The 17,872-nt window shown below is 68.1% G+C and carries 16 protein-coding genes and 1 tRNA gene; 10 read left to right on the forward strand and 7 right to left on the reverse strand.

Annotated elements, in window-relative coordinates; all coding sequences use genetic code 11:
* Nucleotides 1-204: 204 nt before the first annotated feature.
* Nucleotides 205-1,425 (reverse strand): phytase, encoded by a 1,221-nt coding sequence (locus tag ACH442_RS47070; RefSeq protein WP_396344743.1) that lies wholly within the window; start codon nucleotides 1,423-1,425, stop codon nucleotides 205-207.
* Between the two features lie 320 nt (nucleotides 1,426-1,745).
* Between ACH442_RS47070 and ACH442_RS47075 the strand changes: the two genes are divergently transcribed.
* Nucleotides 1,746-2,897 (forward strand): hypothetical protein, encoded by a 1,152-nt coding sequence (locus tag ACH442_RS47075; protein WP_396344744.1) that lies wholly within the window; start codon nucleotides 1,746-1,748, stop codon nucleotides 2,895-2,897.
* Between the two features lie 185 nt (nucleotides 2,898-3,082).
* Here the strand turns inward: ACH442_RS47075 and ACH442_RS47080 are convergent, their stop codons facing one another.
* The 5 genes from ACH442_RS47080 to ACH442_RS47100 all read right to left on the reverse strand — a co-directional run bounded on the left by ACH442_RS47080 (nucleotide 3,083) and on the right by ACH442_RS47100 (nucleotide 8,627).
* Nucleotides 3,083-3,406: a hypothetical protein gene (locus ACH442_RS47080; RefSeq protein ID WP_396344745.1), complete on the reverse strand. Its 324-nt coding sequence runs from the start codon at nucleotides 3,404-3,406 to the stop codon at nucleotides 3,083-3,085.
* A gap of 432 nt (nucleotides 3,407-3,838) precedes the next feature.
* Nucleotides 3,839-4,936 (reverse strand): DICT sensory domain-containing protein, encoded by a 1,098-nt coding sequence (locus tag ACH442_RS47085; protein ID WP_396344746.1) that lies wholly within the window; start codon nucleotides 4,934-4,936, stop codon nucleotides 3,839-3,841.
* 157 nt (nucleotides 4,937-5,093) lie between these two features.
* Nucleotides 5,094-6,581, reverse strand: coding sequence for an FAD-dependent oxidoreductase (locus ACH442_RS47090; protein WP_396344747.1), 1,488 nt, complete (start codon nucleotides 6,579-6,581; stop codon nucleotides 5,094-5,096).
* Nucleotides 6,582-6,944: 363 nt separating this feature from the next.
* A complete protein-coding gene (locus ACH442_RS47095) occupies nucleotides 6,945-7,724 on the reverse strand; it encodes an SDR family NAD(P)-dependent oxidoreductase (protein WP_396344748.1) in 780 nt (259 codons plus the stop codon).
* 60 nt (nucleotides 7,725-7,784) lie between these two features.
* Complete coding sequence (locus tag ACH442_RS47100; RefSeq protein WP_396344749.1) at nucleotides 7,785-8,627, reverse strand: enoyl-CoA hydratase/isomerase family protein; 843 nt, start codon at nucleotides 8,625-8,627, stop codon at nucleotides 7,785-7,787.
* A gap of 87 nt (nucleotides 8,628-8,714) precedes the next feature.
* On the opposite strand from ACH442_RS47100, the gene ACH442_RS47105 reads away from it, so the two are divergent.
* A complete protein-coding gene (locus tag ACH442_RS47105; RefSeq protein WP_396344750.1) occupies nucleotides 8,715-9,164 on the forward strand; it encodes a winged helix-turn-helix transcriptional regulator in 450 nt (149 codons plus the stop codon).
* A gap of 413 nt (nucleotides 9,165-9,577) precedes the next feature.
* Here ACH442_RS47105 and ACH442_RS47110 read toward each other — a convergent pair whose 3' ends face one another.
* Entirely contained in the window at nucleotides 9,578-10,903 is a 1,326-nt protein-coding gene (locus ACH442_RS47110) for a mannosyltransferase family protein (protein ID WP_396344751.1), read from the reverse strand.
* Between the two features lie 523 nt (nucleotides 10,904-11,426).
* Here ACH442_RS47110 and ACH442_RS47115 point away from each other — a divergent pair.
* The 8 genes from ACH442_RS47115 (at nucleotide 11,427) to ACH442_RS47150 (ending at nucleotide 17,025) form a co-directional block, all read left to right on the forward strand.
* Complete coding sequence (locus ACH442_RS47115; protein WP_396344752.1) at nucleotides 11,427-12,191, forward strand: hypothetical protein; 765 nt, start codon at nucleotides 11,427-11,429, stop codon at nucleotides 12,189-12,191.
* A gap of 372 nt (nucleotides 12,192-12,563) precedes the next feature.
* Nucleotides 12,564-12,728 (forward strand): hypothetical protein, encoded by a 165-nt coding sequence (locus ACH442_RS47120; protein ID WP_396344753.1) that lies wholly within the window; start codon nucleotides 12,564-12,566, stop codon nucleotides 12,726-12,728.
* 329 nt (nucleotides 12,729-13,057) lie between these two features.
* Complete coding sequence (locus tag ACH442_RS47125) at nucleotides 13,058-13,342, forward strand: hypothetical protein (protein ID WP_396344754.1); 285 nt, start codon at nucleotides 13,058-13,060, stop codon at nucleotides 13,340-13,342.
* 398 nt (nucleotides 13,343-13,740) lie between these two features.
* Nucleotides 13,741-14,085 (forward strand): Lsr2 family protein, encoded by a 345-nt coding sequence (locus ACH442_RS47130; protein ID WP_396344758.1) that lies wholly within the window; start codon nucleotides 13,741-13,743, stop codon nucleotides 14,083-14,085.
* A 267-nt stretch (nucleotides 14,086-14,352) separates the two neighbouring features.
* Nucleotides 14,353-14,973: a hypothetical protein gene (locus tag ACH442_RS47135; RefSeq protein WP_396344755.1), complete on the forward strand. Its 621-nt coding sequence runs from the start codon at nucleotides 14,353-14,355 to the stop codon at nucleotides 14,971-14,973.
* 368 nt (nucleotides 14,974-15,341) lie between these two features.
* Nucleotides 15,342-15,626 carry a hypothetical protein gene (locus ACH442_RS47140; RefSeq protein ID WP_396344756.1) on the forward strand — a complete coding sequence of 95 codons (285 nt, stop codon included), beginning with the start codon at nucleotides 15,342-15,344 and terminating at the stop codon, nucleotides 15,624-15,626.
* Nucleotides 15,627-15,725: 99 nt separating this feature from the next.
* Nucleotides 15,726-16,502: a hypothetical protein gene (locus tag ACH442_RS47145; RefSeq protein ID WP_396344757.1), complete on the forward strand. Its 777-nt coding sequence runs from the start codon at nucleotides 15,726-15,728 to the stop codon at nucleotides 16,500-16,502.
* 448 nt (nucleotides 16,503-16,950) lie between these two features.
* A tRNA-Lys gene (locus ACH442_RS47150) sits at nucleotides 16,951-17,025 on the forward strand.
* The last annotated feature ends 847 nt before the right edge of the window (nucleotides 17,026-17,872 follow it).

Genomic DNA, 17,872 nt, shown 5'->3' on the forward strand with positions numbered 1-17,872 from the left:
TGCACTCGGGAGGGTGTGGGAGAGTAGGACGCCGCCGGACTCAACTTCGAGAAACGCCCACCCGGGTAACGGGTGGGCGTTTCTTTTTGCCTGCCCCAAAGGCGTGCCGGCTGAGCAGTGCTTGTGAAAACGCCCCGCACCCGGAAACCCGGGCGCGGGGCGTTTTGCGTTTGGTGGGGCTTGAAGACGTACGGGCAAAGGGTTTTAGAACTTGGCGAGGTGGAGGCTGCGCCAGTCGATGAACTTGAAGTTCGAGCTGGTGCGGCCGTCATTCGGCGTGTTCTCACCGTCGTGGAGGACCAGCAGCCCCTTCGGATAGCCGGGCAGGGCGACGGACGTGGCCGCAGCGCCGTCAGAATGCTCGACGCCGTCGACCTTGGGGCCGTCGGTGACCGTGAAGAGCGTGACCGGCTTGTTGGTGCGACGGTCGTAGACGTAGAACTTGCTGTCGCCCTGGCTCGAAACGATCAGGTAGCCGTCGCGCTTACCGGTCGAGTAGATCGTGGCCCCCTCGACATCTGCGGCAATGCGGCCACCGAGGCCCGGGTCGCTCGCCGAATCGAGATCGCACTCCTCGGAGGTGGCGTTCCAGGTGGCCGGCACGCCGTACTCCTTGGTCCGCTCGACAATCCGCGGGATGCTGCTGAACGTGCCGCCGGCCAGGCTGATCCGCCAGAGGGCGACGTCCTCCTGCGCGGCGTAGAGCACGCCGGCCTCGGCGTCGACGACCATGCCCTCGACCTGCGGACCCTCGCCCGGCTCCTCGCACGGCGACCAGCTGCCGCCGTCCGGCAGGCGGAACGAGCGCGGCAGGTCCAGAGTGTCCGAGGTGCGGTAGGTGACCCTGCCCTGCTTCTCCTCCAGGCGGAAGATGCCGAGGCGGGTGCTGTGGCGGCGGCTGACCACCGCGTACCGGTCATAGGTGGCCAGGCCGTAACCGGTGGCCTGCTCCTCGACCTCGGCCACGTTCCTCGAGAAGAGGAACGGCACGTCGGCCGAGGTCACATCGGTCAGGCCGGCCGCGCTGATCCGGTAGATGCGGAGCTTGTCGAGGCCGCGGTCGGTGACGACGGCCAGGTCGACGCGCTGGTTGCCGAGCTTGAAACCGGAGATGAGGTCGACGTTGTTGAAACGGCCGCCCTCCGGGGTCGCGATCGACTGGACCTCGCGCCCCGACAGGTCATAGACCCGCAAACCGCCGTTCTTGGCGGTGCCGATCACCAGGCTGCGGGCCTTGTTCGCCTGATTGACCCAGATCGCGGGATCGTCGGCGTCGGCGTCACCGCCGGCCTCGTCGTCGTACAGGGCCGGGGTCTCGACCTTCGCGGATATCTCGCGGGCCGGCCGCTCCGAGGCAAAAGCCGGGACCCCGGCGGCCAGAGTGGTGAGAGCCACGAGCGCGGCGATTCCGGAAGTACGTTGCATGATTCGGAAGGATCCCCGATCCACCTGTCCATCGGGTGGCCAGAGACTGAACAGGGCACCGATCCGTTACGTGCTCGTTACATGATCCTTTGCCGGGAAGGCCGTCCGGTGACGGTCCGGGCGGAGCGGGGTTTCGGCGACGCCGGCGCCGCTGCCAGGGTGTCGTTGCCCCGGGCTCAGCTTGCGGCGCTGAAGGACATCAGCAGGGCGGCCAGGACGCCGAAGTCCTCGGCGCCGCGCGGCGATCGTGATGCCGGGCGGGCTTCAGAAACCGCGAGCCGGGCGGGCATGATGAAATCTCCACCGACCGGAGGAGCCTCGTGCGCCGACACGACACCACGCCCGCCGCAGTGCCCACCCGGGTTGCTCCGCCGTCTCCGCGGCGCCCCGCCGGCCCCTCAGGCAACGCGGCGCAGATCCTCGCGCTGCAGCGGACGGTCGGCAATGCGGCCGTCGGCCGGCTGATCACACCGGTGCAGCGTGCCGTCACGGTCGGGGGTGAGGCCGTCGACGATCCGGTGGCCCTGCTCGCCACCAAGCAGCACGATGCGCTGCTCAGCGGCATGGGACACACCGTACTGGGGTGGGCCGCGCGCGGCGGGGCCACGCTGGCCGCCACCGACGTGGACGACCTGATGATCCAGGTCGAGCGGATCGCGGCGATGGCGTCGCTGGCCGGATCGATCCTCTCCTCGGGCATTCTCGGCCGCAAGACCATGAGCCGTTCCGGTACGGCGTTCAGCGGCTCGAACGACCAGGGCGACGACACGGCGCTGGCGGTGAACGTGCTGGACAATCGGAGCGGCGCGTACGACAGCGGCCGCCTCGTCCACGAGTCGCTCACCACCCGCGACCGTGGCAGCTTCAGCGTGGCGGTGGAACGCCCCACCGACGACGACATGGTCCGGGACCAGTTGCTCGAGGACCGGAACCGGCCGCGACCGGACGTCCCGCTGTCCGAGCCGGAGCGGCAGGAGATCCTGCAACTGTCGGGCGGCGATTCCACGATGCTGCGGCTGCTCACCGAGCGCAAGCTGGAGGAGAAGCTCGACTTGCACGGCGAGACGCTCAGGCTCAACCGGGCGGTGTTCAACGAGCGGGTTCAGAACACCATCATGGCCATCATGTCCCGGCCCGGCACCGACGTCGCCACCCGCGCGGACGGCGGCGGGTACGAGTCCTCGGTCCCCGCCGACGTCATCCCGCCGGGCCCGGGCGGCTTCACCACCCTGATCTTCCCCAAGTGGTTCGAGCCGTGGGCGCCACTGATGCTCACCGGCCTGACGTCGGACCCGACCGGCCTCACCATCCGCTTCGCCGGCGACCGCCAGATCACCGCGAAGTACCGAGCCCTCGGCGAGGACCACGACGTCACGGTCGACGCGCCCGACTACGCCACCGAGGTGCGCGAGCAACTCGACAGGTTCGGGGTCATCGCCACCCACATCCTCAAGACGGCCGGCGCGGTGTAGCCGCTCGATCAGCTCGTCCGCTTCTGCACCACCTGCGGCCGACCGGGGTCTGCGTCCCTGGCGACCGTGTTCAACAGCGGGGAGCACGTCCCGGTGCACGTAAGACGCAGCCGGCTCCGCGGCACAGAGCCACGCCGGGCGTGCCTTACGGCAGACCGAAGCTGCGTCCAGCAGCTCCCGGATGGCTACCAGGGAGTTTTATTCGTTGGCGCGGTTCGCGGGGTCAGCGCCAACGGTCGGGTGAAGCCCAGCAGCAGGGCGATGCCCACACCCAGCAGGCTGATGGTGACGGCGGATCCGATGGCAGTGTCTCGGCATGCCGCGTCGGCCTGCCTCTGGTATTGGTCTCCGCCGGCACGAGCGGCCGCGTCGCTGAGGTCCTTGGTGAACGCGTAAGCCAGAGGCCGGTCGCAGTCGTAGATGCTCTGGACCTTGCGGGCAGAGCCGACGGAGAACGTGACCTGCGGCGCGTGAAGAGCCAGGAAAACCGCCCAGCCGGCCATGGTCAAGGCGAGGAGACGGCTGAACCATGTCCGAGCCGGGACATGACGCAGTGCCGCGCGTGCCCCAGCCGGCCACCCGGGACCGTTTCCATTCACCATTGACAGCACGATACCGATGGACACAGCGGCAGGAATCCGAAAATCGTGTGCGGGTCATGGCTGCCGGGACGGCATGGCGGCTCGCGCCCGACGGATCGAAAACCAACACCTTGTTCCCGACGATGCCGGCGGTCGGGGTGTCGGTGCCGATCCGTTGGAAGGCGCACACGGGCAGGGCCTCGGCGTCGGCGATGTCGAACGCGGCGGTGACCGCGGGCCGGGCGGCCGGTTCGACCTCGGCGACGATGGTGCCCCAGAACTTACACTCCGAGCAGACCGACACCAGCCGCTCGTCGGCGGTGGCGTGGGTGCCGACCGTCAGGCCGCTCGCCTCCGGCGTCACCCGTCGATGGTCACCACCGGGGCGTCGCCGGCGACTGCCCAGTCCAGAGCCTGTCGCAGTTCGTCCTCGGGCAGCGGTCGGCGGCGCGTGACGGTCAGCGCCACCGTCACCGTCGCGGTCAGGAACGAGCTGCGGGCCGCGGTGTCGGAGAACGACGCGACGAGCGCGTGGGCGAAGCGCCGGGCCTCGTCGGGGCCGAGTGACGGCAGGTACAGCAAGAAGTCGTCAGGCCCTGCTTTGACGGCCCGATCGCCCGGCCGTAGCTGGCTGACCAGCAGCTCGACCGCGGCCTGATGCTGACGCGTCGCGGTGCGGCCGATCGGACCCTCGGGCGAGCCCGCCGAGTGAACGATGCGGACCGCCAGAACCGCGACGGGCAGAACACCCGGGGCGGTGACGCCGGTGTGACCCGCCCACCGGCGGACACCGGGCTTGCCGGCGATGTCGGTGTCACCGGGGTGGTCCTGCCGGCGGATCTCGCGACTGCCGGCGATCAGCAGCTGATGGTCGCGTTCGGCTCGGGCGGCGAACACCCGCAGCGCGGCGTCGGCTCGGCTCTCGCCAGGGGTCGCCGGCAGCTCGCGGACCCGTTCGAGGACCGCGTCCACGGCGGCCCGCGCGGCGGGGGACAGGCGGTCCCCCAGCTGGCGGCGCAGCCGAAGGGCCTCGTGCAGCGCCTCGTCGCGGCGAAGACCTAAGCGGGCGTCGAAGAGTCGCCCGCTCTCCATCGTCGTGGCGCCAGGCTGCAGACGCTCGAGGTCGTGAGCCACCAGCAGGGCACCGAACCGTGGCGTCACCACCACGACGGTCCACTCCCGAGCCAGAGGGTCATTCTCGGCGAGGCCAACCGTGTGAACTCCCGCCGGCGCATGTCCGCCCTGATCGGCCACCAGTCCCACGACGGTGACCGCCGCGCGCTCGGCGATGCGCGCGTACACCTGACTCTCCCGCTCGAAGTAGGGCAGCCGCTGGAACAGCGCGAAGACCAGCATGGGCCCGTCCTCGGCCGCGGCCAGGGCCGCCTGTTCCAGGGAGTGCGAGACGGTTACCAGGGTTCGTTTGGTCAGCCGATGGACATCGGTGGCGTTGGGCACAGCGGTAGCGTAGAGAAGGCGGCCGGCCTTCGCTCGCCGAGATCAGCGTGCCCGGGCCGACAGCGGCCGGTGCGGTCGCGTCGCCTCGCCATCGGTCGGTGCGGTCGCGTCGCCTCGCCATCGGCCGGTGCGGTCGCGCCGCCTCGCCACCGGCCGGCTAGGAGACCGGCGAGCTCGTCGAAGTGGGCCACCGGGCCAGCAGGCCTTGCGGTGGCACCGAGTACAACGGCACCGGGCGTATGCTGTGCCGCCGCAGCACGGCATTGACGGCCATCACGGCGGAGGCGGCCGAGCGTTCCATCAGGGCGCACGGGAAAGGCATCCGCACCCAGTCACCGGCCAGCGTCAGCCCGTCGGCGTCGGTGAGCACGCCAGGGCGGGTCGCGTCGCTGCCGACATCGAATGCCGGGGCGTCGAGACCGACCCTGGTGTCGCTGTCGATCACCTGAAGCCCGCGCGCCTCCGGCCAGATGCCGCTCAGCTGCGACCACATGGTCCGCTCGGCGGACGCCGGGTCCACACCCGGAGGCGCGGCGTACGCGTGCAGCTCCGCGACCGCACCTCCGGTGCGCCGCGCCCACGTGGCGCTCCCGCGTTCCACCCGGTGGAACAGGCTCACCGAGTCCAACAGCGGCTCCCGGGCGACACTGCTGAACGCCGCCCGGCCCGTGGCGAAGTCCCGATCGGTCCAGAACCGGCTGACCACGTACGGCGCGGTGGTCCGTACCGTCTCGATCGTGCCGGCCAGGCGCGGCGCGAGCCGGCGCACGGCGGGGGAGGCGGCGATCAGGTCACGTGCCGAGGCCGGGTCGGTGGCCAGCACGACGTGGTCGGCGCTGAGCTGGGTGCCGCCGGTGAGGGTGACCGTCCAGCCCGGCTCGATCCGGTCGACCGCGGTGCCGACCCGGATGTCGGCGCCCAGCGACTGCAGCCGTTCGGTCAGGGGTGTCCAGATCGAGCTCTGGTAGTCGTCCTCGGGCGCGTCGAAGTCGAGTCCCTCGGCGTTGCGCAGGAAGTAGAAGTGGAACTGCATGATCATTTCGGCGGCTGACATCTGTGCCGCCGGGTTGAAGAAGGAGTGGGCGAACACGTCGAACAGCAGCGCGCGAGCCCGCTCCGGCATGGCCAGCCGGTCGAGGTAGTCCGCGGCGGACATCGTGTCGAAATCCCGGTAGGTGCGTGTCCGGGAGTATCGCAGCAGGGCCATCGCGGCCGGGCCGTCCACGTCGCGCATCTCGCGCATGCGCAGGCTCGGCGATCGGACCAGCAGCGCCAGTAGGCTCCACGGCGGTCGCGACGGCAGTCCGCCGAAGTCCTCGTCGGGCCAGGTCCGCGACACCACGGGGTAGCCCTGCGCCGGGCGCAGGAACGACAGCGCCGGGTCGATGCGGCGCAGGACGTTGCGCCAGTTGTAGTACTGCCGGAAGAAGGCGTGGAAGCCGTGGCCGACCATCTGTGTGGAGCCGTCGGCCAGCTGTCTCGGCCAGGCCGCGAGCCGACCGCCGAGCTGCGCGTTGCGTTCCAGCAGGGTCACCGCGACCCCGCGTTCGGCCAGCAGCAGCGCCGCTGTCGCCCCGGCGATCCCGCCGCCGATCACCACCGTGCGGACCGGATGGCCGAGGGTGCGTGGAAGCGATCGGTCCACGTGCGTGATCCGATGCGCATGGCGACTGAGTGATCCGGACTCGCGAGGCGATGGCGTGCGTTGGTGCGCTCGTACCACCTTGCGGCGGTGCGGCGAGCTGCTGGCCGAGTCCACCAGGACCACCTTGCCTTCCGTTGTGACCAAGCGACAGTAATTCGACGCAGCAAGCGACGCAACGATATCCGGTCGGGGTCCTCCGCCGAGGGTATCCCCGCCGGAGAGCGGCACCTGAGCGCGTCGCGCAGGTGATGCAAGGACACCTAGCTACTGCGGGCGGTGCAGGAGCAGACTCCGGTCCGGCACCGCCATAGGCTAGCCGTGACCGGGCGACCAGCGACGCTGGTCGCCCGGGTGTTTCGGCGCTCAGCCGACGCGGTAGCGGGACGCCAGCTCCGGGCTCTGGCCGTTGAACGCGGCCAGTTCGGCGGCGAAGATCGCCTCGAGCAGGCTCGCGTCCTCCACGCCCGGCGCCACCACGACCTCGCCCCGTTCCAGCCCGCGCAGGCTCGCGGTGACGACCTCGTCGGCGCTCATACGGCGGATCGCGCTGAGGTCCATGCCCTGGCGCTCGTGGAACTCGGTCGCCACCACGCCGGGGCAGAGCACCTGGACGCGTACGCCGGTCCCCTCGAGCTCGGCGCTCAGCGTCTGCGACATGGCCACGGCGAACGCGAGACTCCCGGCGTAGACCGCCCGTCGTGGCATCGCCGAGGCCGGGGCCGGACCACTGAACGCGATCATGCCGGCGACGTTGATGATCGTGCCCTCGCCGCGGGCCTGCATCCCGCTGACGACGGCACGGGTGAGCATCGTCGGCGCGAGAACCTTGACGTTAGCCAGCTCGCGCGCCTTGTCCGCGGGCAGGTCGGCCAGCGGCATGTAGTGCGCGACACCGGCATTGTTGACCAACAGCGTGATGTCCTCGCTCGCGCACACCTGGGCGACCGAGTCGATCCCCTCGGCGGTCGACAGGTCGGCGGCAAGGCCGCGGACCGTGATCTGCGGGTGGGTGGCCGCGAATTCCCGCAGCCGCTCCTCGCGGCGCCCGACCAGTACGAGGTCGTAGCCCAGGGTCGCCAGCCGCTCGGCGAACGCCTTGCCGATTCCTGACGTGGCGCCGGTGACCAGCGCTAGCTTGGTCATGACATTCCTTTCGTAGGTGTATTTCGTCCCGTCGCGGGACGACGGTTGCCCGGGGCGGCGTCAGGCTCGGGCGACCGCGTTCTCCAGGTCGAGCTCGCCTTCGAACGTCTGCGCTCCGGCCCGCACGGCGCGCCCCACCCGGGCCACCACGTCATCCGGAGCGGGGTAGACGGCGGCCAGGGCCGCGCTCTCGCGGGCGAGCGCAGCGCCGAGGTCGCCGGGAACGAGCGCGCCCTCGACGGCCGCCTTGGCGGCGGCGATCTGTTCGGGGCGGCGTTCCGCGATGTTGCGCGCGAGGCTGTCGACGGTGGCGTCCAGCTCCTCCGGCGGCAGGGCGCGGTTGATCCAGCCATAGAGCTCGGCGGTACGGGCGTCGTAGAGCTCGCCGCCGAGGATCACCTCCAGCGCGCGTGCCCGGCCGACGAGCCGGGGCAGCAGCTGGGTGCCCCCGCCTCCGGGAATGATGCCGATCCGGCTCTCGATCTGCGACAACCAGGTTTCTCCGGCGGCCGCGAAGCGCAGGTCGGCGGCCATGGCGAACTCGTTGCCGCCCCCGCGCAGCCGCCCGCGCAGCTTGGCGATGGTGAGCTGGGGCAGGGAGCGCACGGCCAGGTGCAGGGACTGCATCGGGTTGAGCGTGGCGTCGCCGGGGACCAGCGCCGCCAGGGCGGCGAACTGCTCCGGATGCTCCATGTACTGGAAATCGACATGGGCCAGGAAGAAGTCGGGGTTGGCGCTCTCGAAGACGATCACTCGCACCGAGCTGTCGTCGCGGACGGTGCCGATGAAGTGTCCGAGATCCCCGATCAACGTGGTGTCGAGCAGGTTGACCGGCGGATTGTCGATCGTGACCTGCGCGACCCCGTCCGCCACGGCGACGCGAAGTGATTTGTAGTCGTACATGAACGGGCTCCTCCCCGACAAGCTGGATTGGTAAATCCAAGTTAGCACCGGCTGACTTTGGATGTCAAAGCGAGCTAGGCTGTAGTCATGACATCGAAGAACGCGGCCCAGTCTCCGGAGTTGTGTTCGATGGCCCGTGCCCTGGGCGTGGTCGGCGATCGCTGGAGCTTCCTGATCCTGCGCGAGGCGATGGCTGGCGCCCGGCGGTTCTCCGAGTTCCGTGCGGCGCTGGGCATCTCCACCGACATCCTCACCTCCCGACTGTCCGCCCTGGTGGGCTCCGGCGTGCTCGAGCGCCGCAGCTATCAGCAGACCGGCAGCCGGACGCGCGATGAGTACGTCCTGACGCCGGCCGGCCGGCAACTGGCCGTGGTGCTGGCCTCGCTGCAGCAGTGGGGAGACGTGCACGTGCCCGGCACTGTGCCGTCGATCCGATTCACCGACCCGTCGGGCCAGCCGGTTCGGGTCGGCTTCCTGGACGGTGCCGGCAATCCCGTCGAGGACAGCCGGATACAAGCCGTACGCCCGCGGCCCTGATCGATGCTCTGCCGGGCTTGCCGGTGATGGTCCTCAGCTCGGCGGCGCCGCCGCCCCGAGCGGCCAGTGAGCCAGCCCGCTGTGGCGCAGTTGGTGGAGGGTGAATCCGCCGCCGTGCGGATCGTGCAGCTTGGACATTTGTTTGAACAGGTAGTCGGCGCGCGGGTAGGACAGCCGGTCCCCGGCCGGTCTCAGGGCAGATGGCCGATCGAGCCGGCTCCCGGGCGACGATCGAGATCCGCAAGGCATCACACGCGGTCGGTGTGTCGAACCCGGGCCCCGTCACGGACCTGATCGTCCGCGCCGCGACCGAGCGATGACCTGATCGTCCGACGTGCCCCGACATGAAGGGCGATCAGTGAAGTCGGTGATCCGGGTCGGACATCTCGGCCACTGAAGGAATCTGCGATCACTCACGCGATGAAGAAGGTCCCGGCCACGAAGATCGTCAGAAACGCCGCATGTAACGCGGCGCCGATCACCAGGATGGCTCGGTCGATCACCGGCTGAGCGCCGAGCCGGGCCAGCACGATGAAGATCGCCAGCACTTCGAGAACATAGCGGGAAGAGGACATCATCGGGCGGAACCACAGCTCGGTGGACGTCAGTAGGGCGACGATGAGGACGCCGTGCACCACCAGGTACATCTGATCGCGTCGAAAGCGGGCCGGCCCGGCCACGCAGAGGATCAACAAGATCGCCACGACCAGCACGGTGCCGGCGTCGAGCGCGGCGCCCAGCGTGTCGGCGCTCAGTAGCCCGCCTCCGGCGCGCTGCACGGCATTCACCCATGCTTCGCCCGGGAAGGTGTAGTGCCGCCCCCACTGCTCCTGAGCCTTGCTGAACGCCAGCGGATCGTCGAGGACCAACAGGCAGTACAGGCTGTAGGCGGCGGCGCCCATCGGCACCGCGGCAAGACTCAGCACGTCGAGACGAATACGTTGGGGCCGCCAGCCGATCTGGCGTACGTACTCCATGGCCAGCGGAACCATGAGCAGCACACCGAATAACCGGGTGGCTGAGGACAACGCGCCAAGGACTCCGGCGAGCCACCAGTGACCACGTCGTCCGGCATACAGCGCGCCGGTCATCAGCAGGATGAACAGCGACTCGTTGTAACCGATGAACAGGAAGAAGCCGGTGGGGAAGGCAGCGAGATACCAGATGGCGCGCTGTGCGACCCGAGTGCCGAATTCGTGGTGGGTCAGCCGGTACAGCATGGTCAGCGCGCCGAAAACGGCGGAATTGGCGACCAGGAGCGCCGCGACCAGTGCCCCGCCCGGCAAGATCACGTCAGTGACCCGGATGAGCATCGGGTACAGCGGGAAGAAGGCGGGAGAAGCCGGATCCGCCTGGTATCCGAATTCAGCGATCCGCAGGTAATGGCCGGTATCCCATTGATTCAAGCTGAGCAGGAGCTGCGTCGCCGCAGGAGGAGAACCGCCGTCGCCGCGCGGCAGCCAGGCCAGCATCTGCACCCCTAAATGGGTGACGGTGACGACGGCCCACACAGCGGCGGCGGCCAGCGAGGCCTCCCGCCATCGGTGCCGCGGCTCGGCGGGGAGAGGGAGACGCCGGGGGCTCTCGGCGGGGCTGGTCGAAGGCCGTGTCGGCGCGGGCCGGGCGGGATTCCCGGTCAGGTGCTTGTCGCGGGCGAGCAGCAGCATGGCAGTACGCCTCAGTCCCGGGCGGCGGCCGAGAACGAACTGGTGAAATTGCTCGGCGCGATCGGTGCTCACGGCTTTTTCCTAGCTCTCACATGCCCGTGACGGCCGAGGGGCAGCTGAGGTTGCATGCCGGTCACCATGCTGGCGCCCCGCAGCGGGTTCCGGGTAACCGAAGTCAAGAAAGCGGAGCGGGTCAGCGCCGCCTTCCAGTAGGTGCTCGACCACCCGCAGGCTGCTGAAGCCCTCCAACATCCGCACTGCAGCCGCTGTTGATTGAAGCGGCTGGCCAAAGCCACGAACAATCATCCCGCCAGGCCCCTTGTGGTGGCTTCTCGGCAGATCCGGCATTCATCGACGAGGCTTCCACTCTGGCCGCTGTGACGCAGCGCTACCCGGTTCGGTGCCGTGCGTCGACGCTGAGGGAGACCATGCCCCGAAACCCTTCGCACCACCGCCGCCGCCGAAGGTACGCTCGCGGTCACCCGCTTGAGATCGCCGGCCAGTACGACATCGCTTCGGTCCGCCGAGCGGGACGGAGAGCCACTCCGTGACGGACGCCATGGCGAGCTGAGTCTTACGAGCCCCCGGGGAGCACATGGGCATTGATTTTGACTATGAAATCTACGTCCACCGGCGCGACGTCGGACGCTTCCTGACTGCGGTCTCCGAGCTCTGCGACCGGCCAACGTCACGGTCGACGACCATGCTCCTGCCCGACGGCACGGCGGTGAGTTTGCCGTGCACCTATGGCTTCGCCGACAAGCAAGTCGTGGAGTTGACGGTGGCCCTCGCTGACCGGTCGGGGCGGGATTTCGACCTGTGCCTTTGTTTCCCGGTGGACGAACCGCTGCGGGCCTACCGGGATGTCGAGTCGGACGCAGCGGCCGTGGGCCGGGTGTGGCCCGATGGCAGCAGCCGCGTCGCGCTGGGCTATATCTATCTGCGCATCAGCGGCGAGTGGTCCATCCTGCCGGACCACTGGAGATTCCGGTTCATGCCGGCAATCAGTTCGCAGGGGAAGTTGTTTCTCAGCTCCCCATCGATCCGGGAAACGTTCGCGACCTTGGCGCTGTCGACCGGCGCGTCGCTGTGCCTGCTCGCCAGCGGGCTGGGCGGCCCCGAAATCATCGTGTCAGCGCTAGGGCATCGCGTTTCGACCCGCGTCCCCGGCCCATGCCTGCTGTGGGCTCCACGAGGGTCGAGCACCGAAGCGTTTCAGGAGTTGACGTCCATGTTGGCCGGCCAGCCGGCTGACCCGCCGCGGTACATCATCGGTCCGGAGCATCCGGAGTTCGCGGCCGTCATCGACAGCTTCGCCGAGTACTCGACGGTGGCGTCGTCCCGTTGGACCGGCCCGTAAGCGTGCTGCCGGCAGCCGGCCTTCGGCAGAATCTGGCTCGCCCGGCTCCAGCTGGCCGCTCTACGCGACTCGCCGGCGTGTTCGGCGATCGTCCAGCAGTTCTTCGCCGGTAACGGTGCGAGGAGTCCTTGCCGGAAGCCTCGGACCCGGAGCCTTTGGTGCTTGCCTGCGGCAGTCTCGGAAGACGGGAAACGATGACTGAGCTTTACGTCGATACCGAAGGCGTCAACCGCCTTTATAACCAGCTTCAGCGCGCGTCCCGCGGTGATGCCGAGAGCTCACGGGCTGTCTTCTCCGGACGTTGACGAACCGGCGGCCTACCTCAGGAGCCCTGAATACGCCGTACCGGTAGGGATGTGGAGCCTCAACCCGATGGCCGACCTTGCGCTCGACCTTTACCAGGTGATCAGCGACTTCTACGGCACAGCAGAGGATGCCGTTAAGGCGAACTCCGCAACCGTCACCGGAATCCAGGTGAAGTTTGGCGTCCAGGATCTTCCCGGGATCGAGCCGTACCACCATCCAGCACTAAGCTGACGAACCTCCTTGAACGAAGATAAATCCATGAGCAGTCCCATTGCCCAACAGCCGCTGGCGCAAGCACTGCTACGACACCTGGCAGAACGCCGGCCTGATCGTGACGATCCAGTCGGCTCCTTCGCCCGTACCGTCCTGAACGGTGAGGCATCGCTTCGGGACGCCGCTGAGTACTCCTGGCACAGCCAAGGACTCGCTGAAGCCGTTACCAAGGCCGAGGACGAGCGACGGAATCTGCCTCCAGAGGTGCGGGCGCGCTATGAGTCTGATGCGCTCCGGATTCGGAAGATCGAAGAAGGTGCCCTCCGAGACGGAAGTACGAACCGATCATGAGCCTCTCTCTACGGTGGCGCTTGACCTTCCCTTTGATCCTCTTCATCTTGCTGCTGTTCGTAGCGACAGCCGGAGGTCTGTGGCTCTACTGGGAAGTTGACAGCCCGATCAGGAGGGCGCTCACAGCGTTCATGTGCCTGATGTTGGGCATCACCGTCGGGATCAGCGTCTCCATCGCTGTTGACCGCCGGATCGAATCGATCCCGTGGCTTCGGCTGGGTGCCATCGTCGTGTTCGTTGCTCTGACCACCGGAGTTGCCTGGGTTCGGACCATGTTCTAGTAGGGGATCCCTAGCGAGCTCGAAGGTCGGCGACCGGGCGTGACTGCGGGTCGAGCAGGCCGCGGCTCGATCTGCGGCGCGTGCGCACCTGCTGAAACGTCGTCGGTTCCGGCCGAAGCTGTTACGTCGGTCAACTGTGCGCACAAAGAGTTCGGGCTCGCGACGAGCAAGCAATCGCCATGCTCAAGACCTGGAAGATCCTTGTCATGCCGCCTGCTGCCCACGGCGCCGTGCGACCGTGCTCGTGCGGGCTGTGCCCGTGCCGCACCACGTCGAAGCCAATCGCTCCACAAAACGAAAAATGCTCAATGCGCACGGCGGCCACAAAATCTTGGCGCCTATGATTGCGTGAACCGTTGTCACTGCGGCATGGTGCCGCGCTTACAGGAGTGGAAATCATGGCCAAAAAAGTCGTCACGGTGCTGACCGATGACCTCGACGGCGGCGACGCCGACCGGACTATCGAATTCGGGCTCGACGGGATCAACTACACCATCGACTTGTCCGACAAGAACATCGGAAAACTCCGCAAGGCGCTCGATCCGTATCTGACGGTCGCCGCCAAGGCCGGCCGCGCCAACGGAAACAGCCGGATCGCCTCCAGGACCGCGGCAGCGCCGGCCCGGTCCAACCGGGACCAGAATCAGGCCATCCGGCAATGGGCGACGAAGAACGGCTACGAGGTGTCCGAACGGGGCCGTATCCCCAGCTCCATCGTCGAGGCGTTCCACGCGAAGCGGTAACCTCGAACCCGACCGTCGGGCCGAGTCACGCTCGCCTAACCGGCGGACACGACCACCTGGTCGACCACACGCAGGTTCGGCAGGCGACGATCAAGAACGGCGACACAGCCGCCAACACAAACTTCCGCGCCGTGGCAGAGCTGCCGGTCGCGGAACATGCCAGCCCCGGTTCGAGGATTTGTTCGCCGTAGTCATCGGCGCTCCAAGCCTCTCGCCCATGTTTACGATGCCGCTGTTGCCTAACCACAAAACGAAGACGGAGACGGTATGCCTTTCCGGGAACTCCAGGCAATGCAGGTCGCGTACGAGCTGCTGTCCCCACTCGACCCGAATGCCCGACAACGCGTCATGACCTGGTTGTCCGCGGCGCTGGCGGACACCGACGGCATTTCCGCAACCGTGGGCGAAACGGCCGATGCGGGACGGGCGGTCGCCGAAGGGCCGGTGGAAGTCACACCCAGCGACAGCCGCGCACACGCTCTCGCCGAGCACGAAGCGCCAGCGTCAATAGATGAGACCGCAGCACCGACCGTGCGCGCCGCCGAGCTTGCGGCTGCGGCCGAGCCGGGGGTCACCGCGGAGTCGAAGCCGGAGCCAGTAGCCGAATCGACCCCGGACCCCGTGCCGCGGCGATCCCGGGCCGCAACCGGTCGGCGTGCCGCCAAAGCGGCCAGATCCCCCGGGGCCGCGAAACCGGCAGAATCAGCCCCGGGACCCCGAAGCGACCGGCCCGGAGGTGACCAATTCCTTGCAGATCTCGCCGCCGCCGGCTCGTTCAAAGCACTCGCCGGAAAGTACGGCAAGTCGATCGGGACGATCGGGAACTGGGCGAACCAGCTACGCGAACAGGGGTTCAACATCCCGGTCGGCCGGCAGAAGAAAGCCTGAACATCAGTCGCGGGCGGAGGGGCGAAGTCCTGTGAAAGCCCGTCCCACCCCCGCACACCTCTCCGCCGAGCGCCCGGCCCGACACACTTCTGTATCTCCACGTCGGTGATGTTGAGGCAGTGGCCGCCGAACTCGGAGCCGCCATCGAAGAGGCCCCGTGGGGGCGCGAGGTCCACCTGAAAGATCCGGATGGGAACCGTCTCCGTGCAGGCAGCGCTCGGCGTTGACAGCTTCCGCTCGGCAGTAGCCGACGACGCGATCATCGGCAGATCCGCGCACGCTGTCTTGGCCGAGCTGTGAGGGCGTCACCCGGTGGTGCTGTGCGTGTCGGCCGGGTGCGGTTTAGGTCGGTCCTTACTGTGGACGCCGTGATCAAGAACGTGGCTCGCGGCGTGCTCCGTCGCTGTCTGCCCGTTCTTCTGGCGTTGGTACTGATCGCCGTGCCTGCTTCGGCCGGTGTGCATCGGTCGCCGGCCGGTCCGCCCGCCGTGGTTGCGTCTGCGTCGCAAAGCGGGTCGGTCGAGCAGGCGCATGGCGCCTCGGCCGACAAGGCGGAGACTGCGGGCGCGGTCATCGACCGTGAGCAGTTCCTGACATCGCAGAGCACCGTATCGGTCGGTGTCTCCCGCGCGCCGCCCGCCGCTGCCGTTTAAGCAGGCGTTCCAGGCGGGTCGCCCGCCGTATCCCATGTGTGTGCCGGCTGCCTCAGGCTGTCCGCCCCGCGTCTTCGTTCTGAGTAAGGATTTTTACCGGTGAATTCTGTGCCGCAGACGCTGCTGTCCGACTCGATGGCTCCGATGGTCATCTGGATGATGCTGATGGTGGCGGCGGTTCCTGCGGTCGTGCTGCTGGCCAGTCCGCACGCGGTGCATCGTCCCGGTCGGCTGCTGATGACGATACTGGACGTGCTGCGCTGTCACATCGAGGTCCGGGAGCAGGCTCGGCGTGACGCTCTGGCCGCGTTGCGTCGCGCCGAGCTGGCGCGGGTTGCGGTGACCCGCGCTGGCGTGGTGGTTGAGCAGCGGCGGGTGCTCTGGTGTGAGGCTGGGCAGCACACGGACGAGATGTGGCTGGCCTGGCAGGCGGCCGAGCAGCGGGTGGGCCGCGCGCGAGCCGCGACGGCGTTCGCGGCCCCGTGGGCGGCGCGGACCGCGACCGAGTACACCGATTGGGCCCGGGCGTTGCATCGCCGCGTGTCGAGCGCTGTCGCGCGCGGCGACCTGCCCGCCGCAGCAGTGGCGGCCGTGTCGTCCGGCCGGGACGGATGGAACCGGTCGTTGCACCCGGTCGAGCAGGAGCTGACCGTTCTCCGGGCGATCGCCGATCATCGACGGCAGCGTCACGCTCAGGCCGGCGTGGCTGAACGGGCGGCCCGGGACGACCTTCGGCATGTCGCAGCGATCCGCGACCGGCTCCGTGCGGAGGCCGTCGTGGCTGCCCGGGCCGCTGCTGAGTTTCGGTTGCGTCCCGCTGTTGAGCACTGGACCGTCAGGGCGTTACGCCTGACCTGGGTCCACCGGCTGGCATGACCTGCTCCGGCGGCACCGGGTCAGCCGCAGCACACACCCGCAGCCGCAGACCAGGAAGAGTCGAACACCCGACCCAGCCGGCCACCGTCGACTTCGACGTGCGTCCCGCGCCGGCGGCAAGGCCGGCGAACATGACGCGAATGGCGCGGACGTCGAGATGATCGCTGGCCGCCAGAGCGCGGACCGGCTGACCGGGGAGACGTCCGCCATTCGGGTGTCAGGCAGGAACGGCAACGACATTCCGCACCACGGTCCCCGAAGCAACCCACCCCGGCGACAGCTCGATGGTGCTCCGTGGTTGCTCGTCTTCGGCGCTGCGCTCACGTCGACAACCCAGCACCGGCAAGCTTGACCAGCGACACACTAAATAGCATCTGAACTGCAGAAACGCGTACTTCGGGGTATCCCGGTAGGCCCCAAGGTCGTTCGCCGGTACTCTGTTCCGTGCGGGCTGCTAGCTCAATGGCAGAGCTGAGGACTTTTAATCCTTAGGTTCCGGGTTCGAATCCCGGGCGGCCCACCATTCTGAACTGAGAAAACATAGTTCAGGTTACTGACTAAAGCCTCTCTTGGTTGCTCCGTTTCGGCCATCGGCGGAGCAACCGGAGTGGCTCAGCTTGCCTGTCGGGTGCTGCGGGGCCTTGTGGGGTGCTATAGCGGCAGTGGTGAAGTTCCCCCCTCGGGACCGGACATCTCGAAACCGGACAGCAGTCTGGGGAGGGATGTCCCGGTGCTACGTCCCTCGAAGCATCCACCCGTGATCAACTTCACGCAGGGTGATGGGCTTGTCCCTTCTGTGCATCAACGTCGCTGTAGAAAATTCCCCATCCTCTAGTCAGAGTCCACTGCGGACTTCGCCGCCTTCGACTGGTGTCGCGTCGGCTGCGGCGGAAACCAGAACCCATACGTTTATCCCGTTGATCCGATCAGCAATGAGGATCCGACGGGGCAATGCAGCTGGAGCTGGCGCTGTGCAGCGGCGTGGGGAGCATTTGGGGCCGTAATTCTTCTCGGCGGGGCTCTCGACGCGGCCGAGTGCGCCGTATTCATTGAAGGCGTTCCGGCCGCGCTCGGATGCGCGATCGTTATGTCCGGGATCGTGTACGGAACGGCAGAGATCGCCTGTTGGGATTCTCGTGCCGGATCGAGCGGGACGGAATCAGCATCCGCTTCGGCGTGGGGGTGGCGCCGGATGGGTAGGGGAGCGTCGTGCAGCAGGTGAAGCGCCGGAGTGATCCAGGTGTGGACGCTGCGCGCCACTACCCGCAGCGACTTAGTGGTCCGAGCCGTAAGTCCTTCGGGGGTTATGCGGCCAGGGCGAGTGCGGCAGGCTGGTGATCGCAGCCGGCGGGTTGCTGGAGGTTCTGCTC

Source organism: Actinoplanes sp. NPDC020271 (assembly GCF_044388125.1).
Taxonomy (GTDB): Bacteria; Actinomycetota; Actinomycetes; order Mycobacteriales; family Micromonosporaceae; genus Actinoplanes.